This window comes from Acidovorax sp. Root219, assembly GCF_001428665.1.
GTDB lineage: Bacteria > Pseudomonadota > Gammaproteobacteria > Burkholderiales > Burkholderiaceae_C > Acidovorax.
Genome location: NZ_LMIJ01000001.1, coordinates 27060 through 44559, shown reverse-complemented (window position 1 = coordinate 44559; position 17500 = coordinate 27060). Strand labels below are relative to the sequence as shown.

Annotated in this window: 14 protein-coding genes; 4 read left to right on the top strand and 10 right to left on the bottom strand. The window is 69.0% G+C overall.

All coding sequences use genetic code 11. The features are described from left to right. The first annotated feature begins 102 nt into the window (after positions 1–102). A complete protein-coding gene (locus tag ASE28_RS00185) occupies positions 103–774 on the top strand; it encodes a hypothetical protein (RefSeq protein WP_057263631.1) in 672 nt (223 codons plus the stop codon). Positions 775–796: 22 nt separating this feature from the next. Beyond that, positions 797–1555, top strand: a complete 759-nt coding sequence (locus tag ASE28_RS00180) for a CPBP family intramembrane glutamic endopeptidase (protein WP_057204772.1) — start codon at positions 797–799, stop codon at positions 1553–1555. A 63-nt stretch (positions 1556–1618) separates the two neighbouring features. Here the strand turns inward: ASE28_RS00180 and ASE28_RS00175 are convergent, their stop codons facing one another. The 10 genes from ASE28_RS00175 to mfd all read right to left on the bottom strand — a co-directional run bounded on the left by ASE28_RS00175 (position 1619) and on the right by mfd (position 14119). Then, entirely contained in the window at positions 1619–2596 is a 978-nt protein-coding gene (locus tag ASE28_RS00175) for a tripartite tricarboxylate transporter substrate binding protein (RefSeq protein WP_235516004.1), read from the bottom strand. A 101-nt stretch (positions 2597–2697) separates the two neighbouring features. Continuing rightward, a complete protein-coding gene (locus ASE28_RS00170; RefSeq protein WP_057263627.1) occupies positions 2698–3777 on the bottom strand; it encodes a porin in 1080 nt (359 codons plus the stop codon). Between the two features lie 364 nt (positions 3778–4141). Continuing rightward, a complete protein-coding gene (locus ASE28_RS00165; protein ID WP_057263625.1) occupies positions 4142–5074 on the bottom strand; it encodes an IclR family transcriptional regulator in 933 nt (310 codons plus the stop codon). Positions 5075–5168: 94 nt separating this feature from the next. After that, positions 5169–6164 (bottom strand): tripartite tricarboxylate transporter substrate binding protein, encoded by a 996-nt coding sequence (locus ASE28_RS00160; protein ID WP_157421784.1) that lies wholly within the window; start codon positions 6162–6164, stop codon positions 5169–5171. A gap of 46 nt (positions 6165–6210) precedes the next feature. Next, positions 6211–6999, bottom strand: coding sequence for an RraA family protein (locus tag ASE28_RS00155; RefSeq protein WP_057263621.1), 789 nt, complete (start codon positions 6997–6999; stop codon positions 6211–6213). Positions 7000–7173: 174 nt separating this feature from the next. After that, complete coding sequence (locus ASE28_RS00150) at positions 7174–7671, bottom strand: RidA family protein (RefSeq protein WP_057263619.1); 498 nt, start codon at positions 7669–7671, stop codon at positions 7174–7176. After that, a complete protein-coding gene (locus ASE28_RS00145; RefSeq protein WP_235516003.1) occupies positions 7668–8582 on the bottom strand; it encodes a PhzF family phenazine biosynthesis protein in 915 nt (304 codons plus the stop codon). Before ASE28_RS00145 ends, ASE28_RS00150 begins: the two co-directional genes overlap by 4 nt. Beyond that, positions 8575–9564, bottom strand: coding sequence for a tripartite tricarboxylate transporter substrate binding protein (locus tag ASE28_RS00140; RefSeq protein ID WP_057263617.1), 990 nt, complete (start codon positions 9562–9564; stop codon positions 8575–8577). The genes ASE28_RS00145 and ASE28_RS00140 overlap by 8 nt, the downstream gene beginning before the upstream one ends. Positions 9565–9674: 110 nt before the next feature. Further along, a complete protein-coding gene (locus ASE28_RS00135; protein WP_057264301.1) occupies positions 9675–10454 on the bottom strand; it encodes a helix-turn-helix domain-containing protein in 780 nt (259 codons plus the stop codon). Between the two features lie 197 nt (positions 10455–10651). Then, positions 10652–14119, bottom strand: a complete 3468-nt coding sequence (gene mfd / locus ASE28_RS00130; RefSeq protein ID WP_057263615.1) for a transcription-repair coupling factor — start codon at positions 14117–14119, stop codon at positions 10652–10654. A 245-nt stretch (positions 14120–14364) separates the two neighbouring features. Between mfd and ASE28_RS00125 the strand changes: the two genes are divergently transcribed. Together ASE28_RS00125 and ASE28_RS00120 are read left to right on the top strand one after the other, a co-directional pair. Then, the gene (locus ASE28_RS00125; protein WP_157421783.1) at positions 14365–16293 is read left to right on the top strand and encodes a DUF4253 domain-containing protein; all 1929 of its coding nucleotides are present in this window, start codon (positions 14365–14367) and stop codon (positions 16291–16293) included. 214 nt (positions 16294–16507) lie between these two features. Further along, positions 16508–17422, top strand: coding sequence for a 2-C-methyl-D-erythritol 4-phosphate cytidylyltransferase (locus ASE28_RS00120; RefSeq protein ID WP_200963886.1), 915 nt, complete (start codon positions 16508–16510; stop codon positions 17420–17422). Positions 17423–17500 lie beyond the last annotated feature (78 nt).

The window sequence follows — 17500 nt, the reverse complement described above, 5'->3', positions numbered from 1 at the left end:
ATCTTAGGCAGGGTTCACGCTGGATCGCTGGACAAACTGTCCAGTCGGATGCCCCCATGTGTTGATCCACGGCGCGCGCGTGGCGCGCTTTCGGAGGAGTTTATGGATCTGATGAAGTTGATGCGCAGCCTGGAGGAGTTTGTCTTCGAGGCGATCGCGCTGCTGTTCTTCTACCCCCGAACGCTGCTGAGGATTGTCTTCAAGCCCCTGCAGGCCATGGAGTACGCCGAGCATGAAGAGGCCTCGGACAAGCCCCTGGCCTACGATGACGCGGTGAGCCCGCCCTTGCTGCTGTTGATCACACTGCTGCTTACCAACGGGGTGGCGATGGCTTTGCACGTTGCACAGGCGTCGGACGCTCCGCCTCTGGCCAAGGAACTCCTGGACTCGCCGCAGAACCTGCTTCTTTTTCGCAGCCTGCTTTTCAGCCTTGTCCCGCTGACGGCCGCGGTGCTGCTGTTGCGAAGGCGAAGGCAGGCAGCATCCCGCACGACGTTGCGGCCGCCCTTCTTCGCACAGTGTTACCTGACATCGCCGTTCGCGCTGGTCGTTTCGCTGGGCCTCATCGCGACGCAAATGCCTGGGCGGGGCTTTGGCATGGCGGGAGGGGTTGCGTGCGCGATGGCATTCGTATGGATGGTAGGCATTCAGGCCGCGTGGTTCAGGGCCAAGTTGGGCGTTGGACGCCTGGCCGCGCTGGGAATGGGTCTTGGGCTGTTGGTGTGGGCATGCGCCTGGGTGCTTGTCGCTGCAGTGTTGGTTGCGATTTTTTGACCGCCTGGCTGCAGGAGAGCGCATGCGCATTCAACCCCGTTGGTGGATCGGTCTGGGCGTGTACTTTGCCTATATGGGCTGGGTTTTCGCTGCATGGACTTACCTGGGCATCGACTATGCAGCGCTGGGTTCGCAGGCGAACCTGCTGCGGGGCGTCATCGTGCCACTGGGCATTGCGGCCATCGTGCTGTGCGCCTTCAATGGGCTGGCAGGGTGGTGGCCTCAGGCGACCCGCGAACCACCGCTGCGCCAGCCGGTATTCCTGGCCGCAGTGCTGGTGCCCATGCTCGGGTTCATCGGCATGAACCTGTACAGCACGGCATGGGCGGCAATCGGCATGGAACACGTGCTGGTGCTGGCCGCCGCCATGCTGCTGGTGGGGTTCTGCGAAGAAATGGTCCACCGCGGCATTCTGCTGGTGGGCCTGCGCCACTCGCTGCGGTCCGAGGCGTGGGTGTGGTTCTGGTCGAGCGCGCTGTTTGGCCTGCTGCACGCCACCAACGCCTTCTTCGGCCTGGGCGCGGCGGCCCTGGTGCAGGTCGTTCTGGCCTTTTGCGCGGGCACGGGGCTGTACCTCGTGCGCCGGCTCACCGGCAGCCTGTGGGTGGCGATGGCTTTGCACGCCCTGTGGGATTTTTCGAGCATTGCCCAGGGTCTGGGGAAGGGCCCCCAGAGCCTTGGCGCGCTCGTCTTTCTGGGTGGCACCTATGTGGCTTCGATCGCCGTGGTGGTGCTTGTGCTTCGCCGTGGAGCGGGAGCTGAAGCCAGCGTGAAACCCTGATTCGGGATACCGGCAGGGGCCACCCTCAGGAAGCAGCAATGCCAGCCCTGGGCGGGGATGGCGCTACTGCGGCACCAGCCCCGCAGCCTTCACCAGCTCCGCATGGACCTTGATCTCCTGCGTGATCGCGTCCTTGAGCTGCTGGCTGGTGCCGGGTGCCACTTCCATCCCGCTGGCGGCCAGCTTGGCCTTGATGTCGGCATCGGCCAGCGCGGCGTGCGCGGCGCGCTGCAGCCGGTCGATGATGGGCTGGGGCGTCTTGGCGGGGGCGAGCAGGCCGACCCAGGCCGAGAGGTTCATCTCGGGCGCGCCAGCTTCCGCCATGGTGGGGGTCTGCGGCAGGGTGGCCGTGCGCTGCGCAGCCATCAGGCCGAGGGCATGCAGCTTGCCGGACTGGATGTGCGGCAGGGCCTCGGGCAGCACGGCAAACAGCATGTCCACCGTGCCGGCCAGGGCGTCGTTAATGGCCGGGGCCCCGCCCTTGTAGGGCACGTGCAGCAGGTCGGTCTTGGTGCGGGTGGTGAACATCAGCCCCGCCAGGTGCTGCGGGCTGCCATCGCCTGAGGAGGCGTAGGTCAGCTTGCCCGGCGCGGCCTTGGCGGCGGCCAGCACGGCGGCCACGGTGGGGAATTTCTGCTTGTCCTTGACCACCAGCACCATGGGCTGGTTCACGAACTTGGTGATGGGCACGAAGTCGGCCTCGGGGTCGTAGGGCAGGGTCTTGAAGATGCTCTTGTTGGTGGTGAGGAACGAGGCGGGCGAGACCATCAGCGTGTAACCGTCTGGCGCGGCGCGTGAGACCAGCGGCGTGCCAATCTGGCCGGAGGCGCCGGCCTTGTTGTCCACCACGAAAGGCTGGCCCAGCTCGGCCGCCATCTTCTGGGTGACCACGCGGGCGATCATGTCGGCACTGCCGCCGGCGGGCAGGGCCACGATGACCTTGACAGGGCGGTCGGGGTAGGGCGCAGCGCCTTGCGCGAGGGCGGCGGCTGGCGCAACCAGGGCGCTGGCGAGGGTGGCAATCAAGTGTCGGCGTTGCATGGGGAACTCCTCCGGACTGGAATGGACTGGCATCGGCAGGTATGCCGCAAGTGCAAAGGTTATGCAAGTCCTGTACCAGAGGAGGGGCCTCGGCCGGTGGCTCAGAACAGGTGCCGGATGCCCACGTCCATCCCCGTGGAGCTTCGATTCGGCCCGGTGGCTGCGCCGTTGAGCGAGAAGCTGGCACCGCCCGAGTTGGAGACGCGCGCCCAGGTGGTGTACAGCGCTGTGCGCTTGGACAGGTTATGCACGTAGCCCAGCGAGAGCTTGCGTGCCTCGGGATGGCCCGGAGCGTCGGTGCCGTACTCCGAAAGCGCGAACTTCACCTCGCCCACGCCCACGGCCCAGATGCCGCCGGCCGTCCAGCCCTTGCCGCGCAGGGGCTGGTTGGTGCGGTACACCACGTCGCGGAACACGCCGGTCAGCAGCTTCATGGGGCCGAGCTGGTAGTGGACGCCCAGGTTCTGGGTGAGGATGTCGCCGGTGGCTGCGGCCTGCACGTACTCGGTGCGCGCGGCCGATGCCGACACGTTGAGTGGCCCCCACTGGTAGCCCAGGCGCATGTTCACGCCGGTGCCGTCGTCGGCCGGCTGGTTGCTGGCGTTCTCGCCCAGGTAGGCCTGGAACTGGCCGTACAGGCCGCCCAGGTCGCGCGGCAGGTAGTAGCCCAGCATGTTCGAGGCCCGGGTGGACACCGGCCCACCGAGAGAGCCGATGAAGGGCTGGATGGTGCCCACACCGGCGCTGGCGTACGGGTCCAACTCCAGCCGGTTGCGGTACTGCGATGAAAAATCACGCCCCGCGCGCAGCTCGCCCCAGGGCCCTTCCAGGCTCACGGTGGAGCGGCGCGCGAAGGTCAGGCCCTGCGAGCCGGCTGGCGCAGTGGTGGTGCCGCTGGTCTGGTTGTTGGTGTTGGTGGCCTGGCCCTCGCCCGTGTCGAGGAAGAACTGCGCCTCCAGGTGGAAGCTGGCCTTGAGGCCGCCGCCCAGATCCTCCACCCCGCGAAAGCCCACGCGCGAGCTCTGCAGCCCGCCCGAGGCCAGCGCCGTCTTGCCCGCCAGCGAGCCGTTGCCGCGCGTGAGCATCACGTCCGCGATGCCGAAGATGGTGACCGAGGATTGCGCGGACGCGGCGCCGCAAAGGCTTGCGCAGGCAAGCAGGAGGAGGGTGTCTCGTTTCATGGGAATGGCCTTGGGTGGGGAGCGCGCAGGCCCCGACCGGGGCGCTAGCGCACGCTACAAAGAACAAAATTATTCTCTCTAAAGAATAAAACATGTTTTCTCCAAATACGAGAATTAATTATTTATTTGATCTAGGTATATACCCGAAGAGGGGCGCGCCAGGCCGTGCGGTGGCAGGCGCGATGGAGGTGGGGAAGGGGCGCGGGATACGGATCGGCCATGGCGTGGTGGCCGCGGCCTCGGAGGGAAAGCGGCGCGCGCAGGCCGCCCCGGCGCAGGGCGCAAAGGGGTCGGCCCGGGGGGCGTCAATGCATGAATGCGCGCGGGCTGCCGCGCGATGGGAGGGGCGGCAAGCGCCGCGGCCTCAGTCCTTGCCGTTGGTGTCGATGGCGGGCAGGGCCTGCTGGATGGCCTCGGCCTTGGTCTGCAGCAGGGGCACCAGCTGGCGCGCCTCCTCGGCCTTGGCAGGTGCGGCCGAGCCCAGGGCGAGTACGCTGCCGATGACCTTGCCATCGTCGCGCAGCACGGGCACGGCGATGCTGTGCATGCCGGGGTTCACCTTGCCGAAGGTTTCTGCAAAGCCGCGCTTGCGGATCTGCGAGAGCTGGTCGCGAAACTCCATCCACGACTGGCCCAGGCCTGCCTCGGCGATCTCGCGAGCCTGCAGCAGATACAGTGACTTGAGCTGGTGCGGCGGCAGGTGCGCCAGGATCACGTGCGAGCCCGCGCCCACGAACAGCGGCAGCCGTGTGCCGCGCCCGCGCTGGATCTTCATGGCCGTGCCGGCGTGGCGTATCTCATCGGGCCCCACCTTGTAGACGCACAGGGCGCCGTCGCGGTAGTAGGCGCATAGCAGGAAGGAGCGGTTGGGCGATTCCTCGACCAGGCTGTCCATCACGCCCTTGCCGGCCAGCAGCAACGGGTCGGACAGCTGCAGCAGCCGCTCCAGCTCCACGATGCGCCGGCCCAGCGAATACACGCCCTTGCCCTGCTGGGCCAGCAGCCCCGCATCGCACAGCTCGCGCAGGTAGCGGTAGGCGGTGGACTGCACGATGTCGAAGGCCTGCACCACCTCTTCCACGCGGATGGTGGTGCGTGTGAGCGAGAACAGGTCCAGGATCTGCAGTAGGCGTGCCAGCGCGCTGGTGCTGGCGCCGCCGGCCTCGCCCTCCGGGGCGGCCCCCATGGCCGCTGGCGGCAGCTCGGTGGGGGTGGCCTGCGCGGCCTTGGTGGCGTGCTTGGCGGGGGTGGTGCGTGCCGCAGCGGTGCGCGGCTGGATCGAGGGTGGCGTCGGCATAGGTGTGTCCCGTCGATTTTGCAGCAAAAAAACACAGCGGCACCGGCCGACGCATGGTCGGCCGGTGCCGGGGCTCAGGAGGATGGGCCGGCCGTCACTGCAGCGCGTCGGCCGTGACCTTGTTGTCCTTGATCACCTTTTGCCACTTGGCGGTCTCGGTGCCGATCAGGGCCTTGAGCTGCGTGGCGTTGAGCGGCATGGGCATGCCGCCCAACTCCTGCAGGCGCTGCGCCACGCGCGGGTCCTTCAGGGTCTGCAGGAACTCGGCCGAGAGCTTGTCCACCACCGCCTGCGGCGTGCCCTTAGGGGCGAACACGCCGAACCAGCCCGTGGCGTCGAAGCCCGGCAGTGTCTCGGCCACGGTGGGCACGTTGGGCAGGATGGAGACACGCTGCGTGCCCGTGACGGCCAGCGCGCGCAGCTTGCCCGCGTTGACCATGGGCAGCAGCGTGCCGAAGTCGCCCGACAGGAAGTTGACCACGCCGCCCACCACGTCGTTGGTTGCGGGCGAGGTGCCGCGGTAGGGTACGTGGGTCAGGTTCACGCCGGCCATGCTGCCCAGCAGCACACCCGCCAGGTGGTTGGTGGTGCCGTTGCCGGGCGAGGCGAAGGTCACATCCTTCTGTTTCGCCGCCGCCAGCAGGCCCTTGAGGTCGGTGGCGCCGAACTGCGGGTTGGCCGCCACCAGGAAGGGCACGGCCGCGATGCCGGCCACGGGCAACAGGTCCCGGTCCACCTGGTACTTGAGCTGGGGGTACAGCAGGGGGTTGAGCACCATGGTGCCGTTGCTGCCCAGGAGCAGGGTGTGGCCGTCGGGTGTGGCCTGGGTCACCGCCAGCGTGCCGATGCTGCCGCCCGCACCGGGGCGGTTGTCCACCACCACAGGCTGGCCCAGGCGCGTGCCCATCACCTGCACCACCACGCGGGCCACCGAATCGGTGCCGCCTGCGGCGGCGAAGGGCACGACCAGGCGCACGGCGGTGGTGGGGTAGGCCGGCTGCGCCGTGGCGGCGATGGGCGCCAGCGCCCCAGCCGCGGCCACGGCCGCCACTGCAGTCAGCGCCGCCAGCGATGCCCGGCGGGAAATCATGTCTCGTCTCTTGTTGTTCATGGCTCGGCCTTCTGGTGGGGTGCCGTCAGTCGTAGCGCTTGCGGAACAGCGGGCGCAGCTCGGAGATCGGGGCCTTGCTCACGATCAGCTCGCGCATGCGGTCCTCGGCGCCGCCGATGCTCTCGGCTTCGTCGATCAGGCTGGTGATGCGCTCGGCCGGCACCACGCAGATGCCCGAATCGTCCGCCACGATCAGGTCGCCCGGGTAGACCACGATGTCGTGCAGGCGCACGGGGCCGTTGATCTCGGTCGCTTCCATGCGGAATTTACCCGTGATCGGCGTGACGCCGGCCGACCACACGGGAAAGCCGATCTCGCGGATGGCTGGCACGTCGCGCACCGCACCGTTGACGATGGCGCCCGCAAAGCCGCAGGTCTTGCCCACCAGCGCCGACTGTCCACCCATGTTGGACACATCGAGGTTGCCGCCGAAGTCGGCCACCAGGATGTCGCCCGGCTCCGAGAGGTAGTAGATCTCGCGCGTGGACATCTTGATCGGGTCCTTGTCGATGGTGCCCTGCGTGGGCGTCTTGCGCTCGGGCATGGAGCGCAGCGTAACCGCTGTGCCCACGATGCGCTTGCCTTCGATCAGCGGCTTGATGAACGAGCCCGCCACCACGCCGCGGATGCCGTAGCTGTCCAGCAGGTCGGACACCGTGGTCGTCATGTCCGGCAGCGCCAGGTAGCGCTGCACCGTGGCCGCATCGGCGCGCGGGAACTTGATCTTGCTGATGCGCTCGGGCGGCACCTGGCCCCAGATGCGGCCCTGGGCTTCGTACTCCTGGTAGTCGTTGAGGACTTGTTCGCGGCTCATGGTGTCTATCTCCTGTGCGTGATGGGTGGTTGGTATGCACGGAGTGTAGTTTAAAAATTCCTTCTATGCGAGAAAATTACATTTTCCCAAAATTTAAGATGCGAGCAAAGGAAGACGACCTGTGACTGGAGTACCGGTGGTCAGAGGGGGTTGCCTTCCCGTGCCCAGGCGTGTTCAGGTGGGATCGATCACCGCATCGATTTCCAGCTCCACCCACACCCCATCGGGCAGGCTGGCCACGCCGATGGCGCTGCGTGCGGGCAGCGCGTGCTGCGGGAAGGCGATGGCCAACACGTCCGATGCGGCGTCGAGCACCCGAGGGTGTGCGCCAAAGCCGGGTGCCGAGCGCACGAAGCCGCGCAGGCGCACCACGTGCTGCACGCGGGCCAGCTCGCCGCCGCAGGCGGTGCGCAATGCGGCCAGGGCGTTGAGCATCGCCACGGTGGCTGCATGGCGCGCGGGCTGCAGGTCGGCATCCGATTCGCAAATGCCGGCCAGGGCCTGGCCGGCGATGCGGCTGGTCTGGCCGCTCACCGCCACCCAGCACTGGCCCGCCACCTCGTGCACATGGCAGGGCGCGTAGCTGCCGCGCGGCTGGGGGGCGGGTGGCAGCACCAGGCCGGCGGCGGCCAGGCGTTCTTCGGGCGTGGTGTGCATGGTGTCGTCGTTCATGCCGCGCCCTCCATCACCTCGCCGCTGAGCCAGCAGCCGGCGACCGCACCCTGCGCATCAAACCGCGGCCGCACCGCGATGGCCGAGGGGCTGCCCATGGCGTCGCCCTGGCGCACGGTGCACACCACGGGCGATGCCGCGCTGCCCACGGCAATGGTGCCGGTGGCTGCCAGGTGCCCCCAGAGCGCTGCCGCCGCAATGCCGGTGGCTGCATCTTCCGGGTAGCCGGATTTGCGCGGGAACTGGCGGGCGAACACGGTGGGTTCTGCCGCCACCTGCTCGCCGGTGGCCAGTGCATAGGGGTACAGGCCGGTGGAGGCGATAGCGTCGCAGGTGGATTCCATGGCAGCGAAGTCCGGCACGAGGCCGTTCAGCGTGGCCGCATCGGGCAGGGGCACCAGGGTCTTCACGCGGCTGGTGGCGGCGTTGGTGGTGGGGAGGGGGGCAGGCAGGCGCAGGGTGCGCGCCACGAGCGCAGCCGCATCGGGCTCCAGCAGCTCCTGGCGCACGGCGGGCTGCGATATCCACACGCGCTGGCGTGCCGCGTCCCACTCCACGTCCACCAGGCCGCTCAGGGTCTGCACGCAGGCCGTGGGCGTGGTCCACACGCCCCAGCGGCGCAGCGCCCACAGGCTGCCCACGGTGGCGTGGCCGCACATCTCCATCTCGTGGTGCGGCACGAAAAATCGCAGGCGCCAATCGGCACCGGGTACATCGGCCGGCAGCACGAAGGCCGACTCGTGCCCGTGGGTGCGCGCCACGTCCTGCATCTGCTCGGCATCCATGCCGCGCGCATCGGCCACCAGCGGCACGGGGTTGCCGCCGGCCGGGCCGTTGACGAATACGCGGATCAGAACGACCTGGCCGGCGGCAGGCAGCGAGGCGGGAAAGGGGCGGTCTTGCTCAATCAACGCGGGCTCCTACTGCCTTGGCGATGCGGCCCCAGTAGGCCGTGTCGCGCACCACTGCGGCCTGCAGTGCATCGGGCGTGCCGGGGGCGGCGTTCACGCCCAGCGCGGCCAGCTCGGCGGCCACGGCGCGGTCGGACAACACGCTGTTGAGTGCCTGGTTGAAGCGCTCCACCACGGCCTTGGGTGTCTGCGCGGGGAAGACGATGCCGTACCACAGCGACTGGTCGAACCCGGCCATGCCCTGCTGCTGGAAGGTGGGCACGCCAGCCAGCAGCGCATTGGGCGCCGTGGTGGCCACGGCGTGGATGCGGCCCGCGCGGATGTAGGGCACCAGCCCGGCCGGGTTGTCGAACATCAGCTGCACCTGGCCCGAGATCAGGTCGGTGTAGGCCGGTGCCGCGCCGCGATAGGGGATGTGCACCAGCGGCACCTTGGCGACGCCCTTGAACTGCTCGCCCAGCAGGTGCGACACCGTGCCTGCGCCCACCGACGCGAAGCTGAAGCCCTCGGGTTTGGCCTTGAGCGCGGCCAGCAGGGCCTTGGTGTCGGGCTTGCCCAGGGCGCCCGTGGTGGCCAGCACGTAGGGCGATGTACCGATGAAGCCGGCATACGCGAAATCCTTGGCCGGGTCGAACGGCAGCTTGGGGTACACGCTCACGCTGACCGCGTGGGTGCTGGTGGTGGCCACGCCCGCGGTGTAGCCGTCGGGCGTGGCGCGGGCCACCAGCGCGGAGCCCAGGGTGCCGCCGGCGCCTGCGCGGTTGTCGATGACCAGGGGCTGGCCCAGCTCCTTTTGCAGCCGGGGCTGCAGCGCGCGCACCACCAGGTCGGTGCCGCCGCCGGCCGGGAAGGGCACGACCAGGGTGATGGGCTTGGTGGGCCATGCAGTCGTCTGCGCGAGCAAGGGTGCGCAGATGCCGGCAAGGGCCAGGGCCAGCAGGGCGCGTCTGCGGGGATGGGAAACGGGGGGCAAGGCGGGCATGGGGAACTCCATCACGAAGGAGGTCCCATGCTAGGAACAGCGCCCCGATCTGGAAAACCAGGATGCGACAGGCCGTGATCCCAATTGCGACAGGTGGTGCCGCAGCAGGGTCAGTGTGCCACCGACTTCAGCAGCCGCGTCAAGTGCCCGCTGGTCGCAAACCCCAGTTGCCCGCTCACCTGCGCCAGCGGCAGGCCGGTGGCCAGCAGGCGGCGCGCATGCGCGGCCAGCATCTGCCGGCGCAGGGCCACGGGGCTCTGGCCGAATTCGTCCTGGCAAGCGCGCTGCAACTGGCGGGTGGAGGTGCCCAGCTCGCAGGCGATGGCGTCGATGCCGGGCAGGGGCTCGTCCCAATCCAGCGCCTGGGCAAAGCGCGCCAGCATCTGCCTTGCAGGCGAGCGCGGCCGGGCCACGTCGAGCGGGCGCGCCCGGGCGATCTGGCGCACCACGGCCAGCACCAGGGGCTCGGCCGCGCGCGCATCGAGCGCCGGGGCCAGCAGCGCATCGAGCATGGACAGCGCCGCCGCGTCGAGCCGGATGGCGCCCCGCCCGGTGCCGCAGGCGCGCGCGATCTCGGGCGCCAGGTACAGCTCGCCATGCTCCTGCTGCTGCGTGGCGGACTGGGTGCGGTGGGCGGTGGCCACGGGCAGCAGGATGGCCTGGCTGCGTGCCAGGCGCATCTGCGCGAAACCGGCATGGCCAGGGGCGCCTTCACTCTGCCAAGCGCTTTGCAGCGCCCCCTTGCGCGGCCATAGCAGCATGGCGCAATCGTGCACATGCCAGTCGAACTCGTAGTGCGCCTGGCGGCTGTGGCGCAGCGCAAAGCCCTGGGCCGCCAGCTGGGGGAGCTTGGGCGACAGGGTGGGTTGCAGTGCGGGGGCGGTGGTCATGTCACTGAAAGTGCATGCACGCACCATGCCAGATGCCAGGGAAGATGTCGAGCGCAGCCCCATGCGTATCCGGGCCTTCCGACAGGAGCGGCGCACACAGCTCAGCGAAGCGGTTCTGGCTAGGCGCTGCGTCGCAGGCAGTACGGTCAGTACGACAAGACGCAGCAACAACGCCAGAAGAGCTGTGTTCGTCGCTCTCAGGCAGCGACAGGCTGCGGCTGCCCCAGCGATCGCAGTATGTCCCGCACCATCTGCGCGCGGTCCTTGGGGTCCTTGAGCTCGCGCTCGATGCGCAGCTTCTCGTTGCCCGCCAGCTTGATGTGCTTGTTCTTCTGGATCAGCTCGATGATGCGCATCGGGTCGATGGGCGGCTGGGGCTTGAAGGTGATGTGGATGACGCCCGGGGCGGCATCGACCTTCACCACGCCGTAGGGCTGGCTCAGCACGCGCAGGCGGTGCACATCGATGAGGGTCTGGGCCTGCGGCGGCAGCTTGCCGAAGCGGTCCACGATCTCTTCGAGCAGGCCGTCGATCTGGTCGGGGTTCTTGGCGGTGGCCAGCTTCTTATAGAACGACAGGCGCAGGTGCACGTCGCCGCAGTAGTCGTCGGGCAGCAGGGCGGGGGCGTGCAGGTTGATGTCGGTCGTGACCGACAGGGGGCTGAGCAGGTCCGGCTCCTTGCCGGCCTTGAGCGCCTTGACGGCCTCGTTGAGCATCTCGTTGTACAGCTGAAAGCCCACCTCCAGCATGTTGCCGCTCTGGTTCTCGCCCAGCACCTCGCCGGCGCCGCGGATCTCCAGGTCGTGCATGGCCAGGTAGAAGCCGCTGCCCAGCTCTTCCATCTGCTGAATGGCATCCAGGCGCTGGGCGGCGTTCTTGGTCAGGCCCTCGGTGTCGGGCACCATGAGGTAGGCATACGCTTGGTGGTGGCTGCGGCCCACGCGGCCGCGCAGCTGGTGCAGCTGCGCCAGGCCGAACTTGTCGGCGCGGCTCATGATGATGGTGTTGGCCGTGGGCACGTCGATGCCGGTCTCGATGATGGTCGAGCACAGCAGGATGTTGTAGCGCTGGGCCACGAAGTCGCGCATCACGCGCTCGAGCTCACGCTCGGGCATCTGGCCGTGGGCCACGGCGATGCGCGCCTCGGGCAAGATTTCTTCGAGCTTCTGGCGGCGGTTCTCGATGGTCTCCACCTCGTTGTGCAGAAAGTACACCTGCCCGCCGCGCTTCAATTCGCGCAGCACCGCCTCGCGGATCACGCCCGTGCCCTCGTTGCGCACGAAGGTCTTGATCGCCAGGCGCCGCTGCGGTGCTGTGGCGATGACCGACAGGTCGCGCAGGCCTTCGAGCGCCATGCCCAGCGTGCGCGGGATGGGCGTGGCCGTGAGGGTGAGCACGTCCACCTCGGCGCGCAGGGCCTTCATCTGCTCCTTGTGGCGCACGCCAAAGCGGTGCTCCTCGTCGATGATGAGCAGGCCCAGGTTGTGGAACTTGGTCGATTCGCTGAGCAGCTTGTGCGTGCCCACCACGATGTCCACCGTGCCATCGCCAATGCCCTTGATGGCGGCGGTGATCTCCTTGCCCGAGCGAAAGCGCGAGACCTCGGCCACCTTCACCGGCCACTTGCCGAAGCGGTCCATCAGCGTCTGGTAGTGCTGCTCGGCCAGCAGCGTGGTGGGCGCGAGAAAGGCCACCTGCTTGCCGCCCGTGACGGCCACGAAGGCGGCGCGCAGGGCCACCTCGGTCTTGCCGAAGCCCACGTCGCCGCAGACCAGGCGGTCCATGGGGCGCGGGCTGATCATGTCCTGGATCACCGCGTGGATGGCGGCGTTCTGGTCGGCAGTTTCTTCAAAGCCGAAGTCGTTGGCAAAGGTCTCGTAATCCTGCGGGCTGTAGCGGAAGGCATGGCCCTCGCGCGCAGCACGGCGGGCGTAGATGTTGAGCAGCTCGGCCGCGCTGTCGCGCACCTGCTCGGCGGCCTTGCGCTTGGCCTTTTCCCACTGGCCGCTGCCCAGCTTGTGCAGCGGCGCCTCGTCGGCGCTCACGCCGGTGTAGCGGCTGATCAGCTGCAGCTGGCTCACGGGCACGTAGAGCACGGCCTTGTCGGCGTACTCCAGGTGCAAGAACTCCTGCATGGCGGGCGTGCCGTCGGCGTTCTTGTTGCCCACGTCCATGTTGACCAGGCCGCGGTAGCGGCCGATGCCGTGGGCGCTGTGCACCACAGGGTCGCCCACGTTGAGTTCGGCCAGGTCCTTGATCAGCGCCTCGACATCGCTCACCTGCTCCTGCTTCTTGCGCCGGCGCGTGGTGGGGCCGGCGGCAAACAGCTCCGTCTCGGTCACGAAGTCGATGCCGTCCTCGATCCAGCTGAAGCCCACGGTGAGGCCAGCGGTGGCAATGCCCACCTTTTCGTCGGGCGTGCCCTGGAACTCGGCCAGCGAGTCAAAGGCCGGCGGGCTGACCCCGCTGGCGCGCAAAAAGTCGAGCAGGCTCTCGCGCCGGCCCGCGCTCTCGGCCAGCAGCAGCACGCGGTGCTGCGTGTTGCGGATGTGGGCGTGCAGGCGGGCCAGTGGGTCCTCGGCCCCGCGCACCACCGACAGGTCGCCGAGCTTCTGGAAGTGCGGGTTGTCGGCAATGTCTTCCACCCCGGGGCGGATGGACAGCTGCGCATGCAGGTTGGCGCGGGTGTAGAACTGGTCTACCGAGAGGAACAGCGATTCGGGCGGCAGCGCCGGGCGCTCCGGGTCGCCCTGCACCAGGCGAAAGCGGTCTTTCGTGTCTTGCCAGAAGCGCTGGAAGGCCGGCTCCAGGTCGCCATGCAGCACCACCGTGGCCTCGCTGCCCAGGTAGTCGAACACGGTGGCCGTGTCGTCGAAGAACAGCGGCAGGTAGTACTCGATGCCGGCGGTGGCCACGCCGTTGCCCATGTCCTTGTAGATGCGGCTCTTGGTCGGGTCGCCCTCGATCATCTCGCGCCAGCGGCTGCGGAACTTGGCGCGCGCATCGTCGTCCATCGGGAACTCGCGGCCGGGCAGCAGGCGCACCTCGGGCACGGGGTACAGGCTGCGCTGGCTGTCGGGATCGAAGGTGCGGATGCTGTCGATCTCGTTGTCGAACAGGTCCACCCGGTAAGGCACCAGCGAGCCCATGGGGAACAGGTCGATCAGCCCGCCGCGCACCGCGTATTCGCCGGGGCTCACCACCTGCGACACATGGCTGTAGCCGGCCAGCGTGAGCTGGGCCTTGAACTTGGCCTCGTCGAGCTTTTGCTTGACCTGGAAGTGGAAGGTATACCCCGCCAGGAAGGAGGGCGGCGCCAGCCGGTACAGTGCCGTGGTGGCTGGGACCAGCACCACGTCGGCCTCACCCTGGCTGATGCGCCACAGCGTGGCCAGCCGCTCGCTGATCAAATCCTGGTGCGGCGAAAAGGTGTCGTAGGGCAGCGTCTCCCAGTCCGGGAACAGCGCGCAGCGCAGCGTGGGCGCAAAGAACGCCATTTCATCGATGAGGCGCTGCGCATCGGTGGCGTCGGCCGTGACGATGGCGGTGGTGCGGCCCCCCGCCTTGTCACGTTCGGCCAGGCGGGCCAGCAGCAGGGAATCGGCGCTGCCCACGGGGCGGGGCAGGGTGAAACGTTTTCCGGGGGAGAGTTTGGGCAGTTCCATGCGGACGGTAGGGGTCGTCTGGGCCACCGCATCCCCAGGGGCGCGAGACGCGCACGGGCTGGATGGGGGGCAACAGACCATTTTAGGTGGTGGAACGCATCTTTGCTGGGGCGTACAGGCTGTGACAAGTGCCCAGGCGCCGCGTGGCCCGCGCTGACCGTCGTCCATTTCCGTCCATTCGTCGGGCCATGCCCACGCCCGCAGCCCTGTGTCCCTACACTCGCGCGCCAAAAGGAGGAATCGCCTTGATCCCGCTGACCACCCGACATTTGAACGACCAGCGGCTTGACAGCGCCCTGGACGAACTGCTCGCCAATGCCCGGCTCGCAGCAGTGGCCGGCCATGCGCCCGAGGCACTGGCCGCGCTGGGCCTGCTGCTGCAGCGCGAGGGCGCATGGCGGCTGCCGGCCCACGGCGCGCTGGTGGCGCAGGTGCAGCGGCTGTTGCCCGCCGTGGCGCTGCTGGCCGGGCAGGGCTGCCCTGCCGTGGGGGAGCAGGAAGCGATGGATTGCGACCAACTGGCCAACTGGGCCGGGCAGCAGGCCGGGCAACTGCTGCAGTCGCTGGCCCTGCCGGGCCGCCTGCAGCTGGCGCCTGCGGGCCAGGATTGGTCGGCCGACTTCCTTGCCACCCTGGTGCAGCGCCAGGGTGCGGCCGGCGACCCGCGGCCGCACCTGGCCTTTGGCGCCTTCTGCATGGATGCGGAGCTGGTGCTCAAGGCCCGCATTGCGCAGCATTTCGGCGCGTCGAACGCCTTGCTCGCCGATGTGCCCACGGCCGATGACTTGACCGCGCTGGGCCTGCCCGAAGACGAGGTGGCCGCCATGCTGGCACAGCTGCAGTCGGCCGGCCATATCGACGTCGCGCCTACGGCCGAGGCCACGGACACCCTGGCGATTGCGCGTGCCATGGCCGGCTACCTGCGCGCCACGGGCTTTGCCGGCGGCTACCTGGTACACAGCATCTGGCAGGCCAGCTGGCTGCTGCTGGCGGGGCAGGGCCGCGACGGCGATGCCACCGAGGTCGCCGCCGCCTGGCTGGCCCACGATGCGCCGGCCGCTGCCACAGGGCTGCTCGACCTGGCCGTGGTGCCTGTCGCCGCGAACCTGCTGCGCGCGGGGCACCTGGAGCAGGCGGTGGGTGTGGATGCACAGGCCGTGTCCACATGGCGGGCGGCTCTGGCCACGCGGGCGGCATCTGCGCCTGCGCCTGAGCAGCCAGCGGCGGTGCCGCCAGCTACGCCCACGGAGTCGCGCGAAGCCTGGCTCGCCCGGCTGCAGGGCACGCCCTTGGCGGCGCTGGACTGGCTGGCGCTGCCGGTGGCCGGCCATGCGGGCGCGGCCAGTGGCGAAGTCGCCTGGGCGGCCCAGGTGCCGGTGCCAGAACGCGAGGCCCTGTGGCAGGTGGCGCGGGCGCTGGTGGAGCAGGGCAGTGGACGCTGGCCCGTGGTGACCACCCTGTGGTCCGGCGCCGCCGAGGCACCTGGGCCCGAGGCGTTGGCGGATGACCTGTTCATGCGCTTCCCCTACGAGCAGGGCGCCGCGCGCGACGATGTGTCGCCACGGTCCTTCATCGCCACTGCGCGCGGCATCGGCGCCGACGAGGTGCTGGCCGAGCTGGCAGAAAGCTTCTACCCCCTGGACGAAGAGGACCAACTGGACGTCTGGCGCGGCGAACTCGCTGCGGCCGGCGTGGCCGGGGAGGCCTGCGCCGGCTTCGACGCCGCCTGGGCCGCATGCGCCGGGGACCGGCTGCGCTTTGAGCGCTGGCTGGCTGCCCTCGAAGAGGCCCAGGGTGCTGCTGACCCCGAGCGCGGCCGCCAGGAGCGCTTCGATCCCGACAACGCCTGGCTGGTGCTGCTGCCCACGCCCCACAGCGAAGAAGCGCTGGCCTACCTGCACTGGTATGGCATGGAGCGTGGCCGTGCCGATGGCTTCATCGCACTGCTGCGCCGCTGGCGCGAGCGCTACGGTGCCGAGCTGTGGGCCCACTACGGCACCATGCTCGAATTCAGGGTGCGACAGCCGCCGCAGGATTTCGACAGCGCCCTGGCGCTGGCGCGCGAGCACGACCTGGCCGCGCCCTGCACCCTGGCCCTGCCCGGCATCGCCTTGCGCCACCATGCGCTGGGGCTGGTGGGGCATGGCACCTGGTTCTTGCACGAAAGGCCGTAGATAAAGCACCCCCTGAGTCGCTGCGCGCCTTCACCCCTCTCTCGTCTCGCTGCGCGAGTCGGGAGGGGGACGCCCCCAGCGCGGCGGGGCGGCCCTTGCGCGGGGGCACTGGCTTGAACCACGCCAGTTTTGACGAATGCGGGTGACGGTAGAGGTTGGATTTCGTCGACGTTGTAGACCGGGGGTGGGTGCGGCCTCCTAAAATGGCCCTCTCATGACCATCGACCCGCTGCTGCAACCCTCGCTCACCGCCTCGCACGCCCCCACGTCTGTGCAGGGGCGCTTCTGGGCGCTGGTGCCGTGCGCGGGCACGGGTTCGCGCGCGGTGGCGGCGCCCCCGGTCGCACCGGCGGGCTCCACCATCTCGGCGTTCGGCGCGCTGGCCGGGGCTGCAGGCGAGCCCCTGGCACCCGCGCCGCCACAGTTGCCCAAGCAGTACCACCTGGTGGCGGGCCACCCCATGGTCATGCACACCCTGGCCGCGTTCGCGGGGGTGGGGCGCCTGGCGGGCACGCTGGTGGCCGTGGCGCCGGGCGACCGCTACCTGGACGCGCACGACCACCCTTCGTACTTCGTGGTGGAATGCGGCGGCCCCACACGCGCGGCCACGGTGCAGGGCGGGATCAAGGCCCTGCAGGAGCGCGGCGCCCAGCGCGATGACTGGGTGCTGGTGCACGATGCGGCGCGCTGCCTGGTCACCGCCGAGCAGATCGACCGCCTCATCGACGTGTGCGCGCAGGACAGCGTGGGCGGCCTGCTGGCCCACCAGCTGGCCGACACGCTCAAGACCTCCATCGACGGACCCGGCGGCGTGCGCGTGGCCTCCACCGTGGACCGCAGCAACAAATGGCTGGCGCAGACGCCGCAGATGTTCCGCATCGGCCCGCTGCTGGACGCGCTGGCCCGGGTGGGCACCAACGTGACCGACGAGGCCAGCGCCATGGAGGCCATGGGCCTGCACCCGCGCCTGGTGCCCGGCGGCGCACAGAACTTCAAGGTGACCTACCCCGACGACTTCGCCCTCGCCGAGGCCGTGCTGGCCCAGCGCGGCTACGGCACCACGCTGGCGCGCTTTGGAGGCGAGCGAGGCCAAGGCGCCACAGAGACCGGACGCAAGACGATTTTTTAAGAGCGGCTAACAAAAATCTTCTGGCGTCGTTGCTGCGTCTTGTCGTACTACCCGTACTGCCTGCGACGCAGCGCCTAG

Bases quoted from the DNA above. Each gene is read 5' to 3' on its own strand.
- ASE28_RS00185 (WP_057263631.1), top strand. From the start codon at position 103: ATGGATCTGATGAAGTTGATGCGCAGCCTGGAGGAGTTTGTCTTCGAG.
- ASE28_RS00180 (WP_057204772.1), top strand. From the start codon at position 797: ATGCGCATTCAACCCCGTTGGTGGATCGGTCTGGGCGTGTACTTTGCC.
- ASE28_RS00175 (WP_235516004.1), bottom strand. From the start codon at position 2,596: ATGCAACGCCGACACTTGATTGCCACCCTCGCCAGCGCCCTGGTTGCG.
- ASE28_RS00170 (WP_057263627.1), bottom strand. From the start codon at position 3,777: ATGAAACGAGACACCCTCCTCCTGCTTGCCTGCGCAAGCCTTTGCGGC.
- ASE28_RS00165 (WP_057263625.1), bottom strand. From the start codon at position 5,074: ATGCCGACGCCACCCTCGATCCAGCCGCGCACCGCTGCGGCACGCACC.
- ASE28_RS00160 (WP_157421784.1), bottom strand. From the start codon at position 6,164: ATGATTTCCCGCCGGGCATCGCTGGCGGCGCTGACTGCAGTGGCGGCC.
- ASE28_RS00155 (WP_057263621.1), bottom strand. From the start codon at position 6,999: ATGAGCCGCGAACAAGTCCTCAACGACTACCAGGAGTACGAAGCCCAG.
- ASE28_RS00150 (WP_057263619.1), bottom strand. From the start codon at position 7,671: ATGAACGACGACACCATGCACACCACGCCCGAAGAACGCCTGGCCGCC.
- ASE28_RS00140 (WP_057263617.1), bottom strand. From the start codon at position 9,564: ATGCCCGCCTTGCCCCCCGTTTCCCATCCCCGCAGACGCGCCCTGCTG.
- ASE28_RS00135 (WP_057264301.1), bottom strand. From the start codon at position 10,454: ATGACCACCGCCCCCGCACTGCAACCCACCCTGTCGCCCAAGCTCCCC.
- mfd (WP_057263615.1), bottom strand. From the start codon at position 14,119: ATGGAACTGCCCAAACTCTCCCCCGGAAAACGTTTCACCCTGCCCCGC.
- ASE28_RS00120 (WP_200963886.1), top strand. From the start codon at position 16,508: ATGACCATCGACCCGCTGCTGCAACCCTCGCTCACCGCCTCGCACGCC.